3 protein-coding genes are annotated in these 4,561 nt (G+C 59.2%); 1 reads left to right on the top strand and 2 read right to left on the bottom strand.

Translation table 11 applies throughout. From position 1 onward, the window contains the following. Nucleotides 1-239 (top strand): hypothetical protein (locus ACGKZZ_RS16995; RefSeq protein ID WP_411224706.1); only part of this gene is annotated, 239 nt, incomplete at its 5' end. Nucleotides 240-722: 483 nt separating this feature from the next. Here ACGKZZ_RS16995 and ACGKZZ_RS16990 read toward each other — a convergent pair. Then, nucleotides 723-2,042 (bottom strand): APC family permease, encoded by a 1,320-nt coding sequence (locus ACGKZZ_RS16990; RefSeq protein WP_411224705.1) that lies wholly within the window; start codon nt 2,040-2,042, stop codon nt 723-725. Between the two features lie 48 nt (nt 2,043-2,090). Continuing rightward, nucleotides 2,091-4,436 carry a copper-transporting P-type ATPase gene (locus ACGKZZ_RS16985; protein WP_411224704.1) on the bottom strand — a complete coding sequence of 782 codons (2,346 nt, stop codon included), beginning with the start codon at nt 4,434-4,436 and terminating at the stop codon, nt 2,091-2,093. Nucleotides 4,437-4,561: the final 125 nt, after the last annotated feature.

The raw sequence follows: 4,561 nt of genomic DNA, 5'->3' as shown, positions 1-4,561 counted from the left end.
TGTCGCTCGAAAGCTCATTACAATCGTCAACGCCCTCTGTAAATCAAGCCAGAAATGGGCCGTTCCAGCAAGTTGAAGATACAGTTGCTAGTGTCGCTGTGATCCTTGAGGGTTGGATCGTATTAATTCGTAAGGCTCCTCAAGACCTACGCAGCCGAAAAAGAGCAAGAATGCGCTATTCATTTGTATCCCTGCGTGTTGCCACGGTTGCAACCAGATGTGAAACTAACGGACGATGAACGTCCAAAACACATGGTAAAGGCCCCCAAGTATGACCAGAAGATGCACGATTTTACTCGTAACATGCATAGCGCTCGGGGCTTGTTCATCAAACACCTCAAGCCAAAGTCAAGCGGATACCCTTCCCCCACTTCCTGAAGAGGTCATGTTGCTGGCTGCACCGAACCAAAATCTAGTAACGGCGCACCTGCGGCCGGAGGACAATTGCTACTGGTACATGCATTCTGGACCTGTAGAAACAACTGCATTGCCGCTTAGAACGGTCAACGGGAATCCAATCTGTCTTCAGCGTTCAAGCTAGGGGAGTTCGAACAGCGACCTGACGAGCATAGTATGCCTAATTCCTTTGGTTTCATGTCAAAATGTGAGCTACTTCCCGATCCTTGGACTCATTGCGTAGGCGTACGGTAGGCTGATCAAAAAACGCACTTTCCAATCTGCATTCTTCAAGAAAAACATCAAAGAAAGCGTGCGTGACATCCTCAGTGTTCACGAACAGCTTGCGGTGCGATCCACTTCGACAAGTAAACGCGCTCAAAGGCGAACACAGCGATCATCCCGACAGCCGCCAAGAGAACAATCATCGGGTCGCTTTGAAGCTTCATCACGGTGAAAGCTGCCAGTACAATCGCATCGAGCGACAGGGCAGTCAAAAGCACGATACCGGAGGCGCCCACATCTGTTCGGCGATAACGGAACACGCCCCAATGTATGATCATGTCCATGACAAGGTAGAAGAAAGCACCGAGGGATGCGATCCGGCCCAGGTCGAAAAGCACGGCCAGCGCTGAAGCGATGACAACGGTATAGACCAGCGTGTGGCGTTGGATTGAGCCGGACATACCAAAGTGGCTGTGCGGGATCATTTCCATGTCCGTCAACATCGCCAGCATACGCGACACCGCAAAAACGCTGGCCAGAACGCCGGACGTGGTTGCGACAGCGGCCAGGATCACCGTCAGTATGAAGCCGGTTTGTCCAAGGGCGGGCTGCGCCGCTTGTGCCAGTGAATAGTCACGCGCGGAGATGATCTCCTCGATCGTCAGACTCGAACCAACCCCGAAGGCGACCAACAGGTAAACGACGACGCAGATCCCGATCGAGAACATGATTGCTCGGCCAACGTTGCGGTTGGGTTCGGTGATCTCGGCCCCGCTGTTGGTGATCGTCGTGAACCCCTTGAACGCAAGGATAGCCAGCGCCGTGGATGCTATGAAACCAGTTATACCGTAGGATTGAGGCGTCTCGGAGGCCGCGGCGAACGCAAAACCACTGGACCACAGGGCCGCGATGCCGAACAGAGCTATGCCACCGATCTTGATCGCTGCCATGATCAACGAGAACAGCCCGACCGAGCGGTTTCCGGCGATGTTCACCAAAAAGGCGAAAACGATCACGGCCACGGCCAGAGCGGGGACCAGCGGGCCACCTTCGATATCGAAAGGGCGAAGGACATAGGTGGCGAAGGTTCGCGCGACGAGGCTTTCCGCGATCACCATGCTGAGCGCCATCAGCAACGCGGCTCCGCCTGCGATGGCTCCGGGGCCGTAGCATTTCTGCAGGATCATAGCGATGCCGCCCGAGGACGGCCATTTGTTCGACATCCTGATGTAGCTGTAGGCGCTGAAGCTTGTGACGACCGCGCCGGCGATGAATGCAAGCGGGAACAGAGGGCCGGCGAGCTGCGCGATTTGCCCCGTCAACGCAAAGATTCCAGCGCCGATCATCACGCCTGTCCCCATCGCAACGGCTCCGCCCAGACTGATGGAATTTTCGCGGTACGTTTCTTTTTCGCTCTGCATAAATGGCCCCCTTTTAATTTTGGTTCGTCCGAACGCTGTTGCGCGCTTCTAGATACGAACGCCGCGAAGGCGCAGCGAATTGAGCACCACCGAGATTGACGACGCGCTCATGGCGAAGGCAGCAAACATCGGACTGATGAGGATGCCAAAGAAGGGAAACAGAACTCCCGCCGCGACCGGCACGCCGGAGGCGTTGTAGATCAGCGCGAAGAACAGGTTCTGGCGGATGTTGCGCATCGTGGCCCGGGCGAGCCGCCGCGCACGCACGATACCATCAAGGTTGCCCTTGACCAGCGTGACGCCCGCGCTTTCGATGGCCACATCGGCGCCGGTGCCCATGGCGATGCCGACATCGGCCTGCGCGAGCGCGGGGGCGTCGTTGACGCCATCCCCGGCCATGGCGACCTTGTGGCCCGCCTCTTGCAACTCAAGGATGATCCGCGCCTTGTCCTCCGGCAGCACGTCGGCCCGGATCTCATCGATTCCGAGCCGCGTGCCGATGGCCTTGGCCGTGCGTTCGTTGTCGCCGGTCGCCATGATGACGCGGAACCCCAGTTCATGCAGATCCTCGATGGCTTCTGGCGTGGTCTCCTTCACTGGGTCGGCGACAGCAACTAGACCGGCGATCTCGCCATCCAGCACAACGAACATGACCGTCTCGCCTTCGTCGCGGCGGGCATTGGCCTTGGCGGTCAACGCGCCCGCCTCGAGCCCCAATTCGCGGATCATCGCCAAATTGCCGAGCGCGACCGCTTTGCCGTCAACGACCCCCTTGACGCCCTTGCCAGTGACCGCCTCGAAGTCCCGTGCCTCGTCCATTTTGACATCTCGCTCCTCCGCACCCCTGACGATCGCTTCGGCCAAGGGGTGCTCCGATCCGCGCTCAAGCGATGCGGCGAGACGCAAGACCTCGGCTTCGTCGTGGCCGGGTTGCGGGAGTACGTCGACAAGCCGCGGCTTGCCTTCGGTCAACGTGCCGGTCTTGTCGACGATCAGGGTATCGACTTTCTCGAACCGCTCCAGCGCCTCGGCGTTCTTGATCAGCACCCCTGCCTGAGCGCCCCGTCCTGTCGCTGTCATGATCGACATCGGTGTCGCCAGGCCAAGCGCACAAGGACAGGCGATGATCAGAACCGCCACCGCCGAAATCAATGCGTAGGAAAGCGCAGGCGCGGGCCCCCAGATCGCCCAGGCGATGAAGGACAGGACCGCGATACCGATGACGGCCGGAACGAAATATCCCGCCACCTTGTCGGCGTATTTCTGGATCGGGGCGCGCGAGCGCTGCGCGTTCGACACCATCTCGACAATTTGAGCCAGCATCGTGTCGGACCCGACACGCGTCGCCTCCATCACCAGACTGCCGGTGCCATTGATCGTCGCGCCGGTCAGCGGGTCGCCCTCGGTCTTCTCGACCGGCACGGGTTCACCGGAGATCATGCTTTCGTCGACCGAGGACCGGCCGTCCAGAACCACGCCATCGACCGGCACCTTGTCACCGGGCCGCACGCGCAGCCGGTCCCCGACTTGCACGTCCTCCAGCGGGATTTCCTCCTCGGATCCGTCGTCCCGGATGACCCGCGCGGTCTTTGCCGCCATGTCGAGAAGCGCGCGGATCGCCTTGCCGGTCCCCTCGCGGGCGCGTAGTTCCATCACCTGGCCGAGCAGCACCAGCGTCACGATCACCGCCGCCGCCTCGAAATAGACGCCGACATGGCCTTCGGAGTCTCGGAACCCATCAGGGAATATGTCCGGTGCGAGAACGGCAACGACGCTGAAGAGCCAGGCGGCAAGAACGCCCATGCCGATCAGGGAGAACATGTTGAGGTTCAATGTGCGGAACGAAATCCATCCGCGTTCCAGAAACGGCCAGCCGCACCACAAGACCACTGGCGTTGCCAGGATCAATTCGATCCATTGTGTAGTGCTTTCGCCAAAAAACGTCCGGACTGCGGGGAAACCGACGAAAGGCCCCATCGTGAGGACAAGGAGCGGGATCGTCAGGACTGTGCCGACCCAGAACCGCCGTGTGAAATCCACCAGTTCGGGATTTGGACCTTCATCGCCCGGCACACCGGATTCCAGTTCCAATCCCATACCACAGATCGGACACGCGCCCGGATCAGGCTGCCGCACCTGAGGGTGCATCGGGCAGGTGTAAATGGGACCATCATGCCCTCTAGGAACCAGATCATATCGGCCATCCGCCGGCGCGGCACCCGCGTGGTGGTCGTGATGATCATGTGCTGAATGGACCTCCAGCTCCGATTCCGGCCCGAGATGCATCCCGCATTTCGGACAATTGCCGGGCTCGTCCTGCCGCACCTCAGGGTGCATGGGGCAAACGAATACCGAAGAAGCTGCTGTGGTTTCAGAACTGTCGGGAGTGCTCATTTTGCGGTCCTTTCCGAGAATGCTTCTCTTGCCTAGCAACTGTATCTTCAACTTGCTGGAACGGCCCATTTCTGGCTTGATTTACAGAGGGCGTTGACGATTGTAATGAGCTTTCGAGCGACAGC

It is taken from the genome of Marivita sp. S2033 (genome assembly GCF_046592965.1).
Classification (GTDB): domain Bacteria; phylum Pseudomonadota; class Alphaproteobacteria; order Rhodobacterales; family Rhodobacteraceae; genus Marivita.
The sequence above is the reverse complement of the archived record's forward strand: the minus strand, read 5'-3'. Positions and strand labels throughout refer to the sequence as shown.

What these genes read in the sequence shown, in the direction of transcription:
- ACGKZZ_RS16990 (WP_411224705.1), bottom strand. Translation starts at nt 2,042, where the DNA reads ATGCAGAGCGAAAAAGAAACGTACCGCGAAAATTCCATCAGTCTGGGC.
- ACGKZZ_RS16985 (WP_411224704.1), bottom strand. Translation starts at nt 4,436, where the DNA reads ATGAGCACTCCCGACAGTTCTGAAACCACAGCAGCTTCTTCGGTATTC.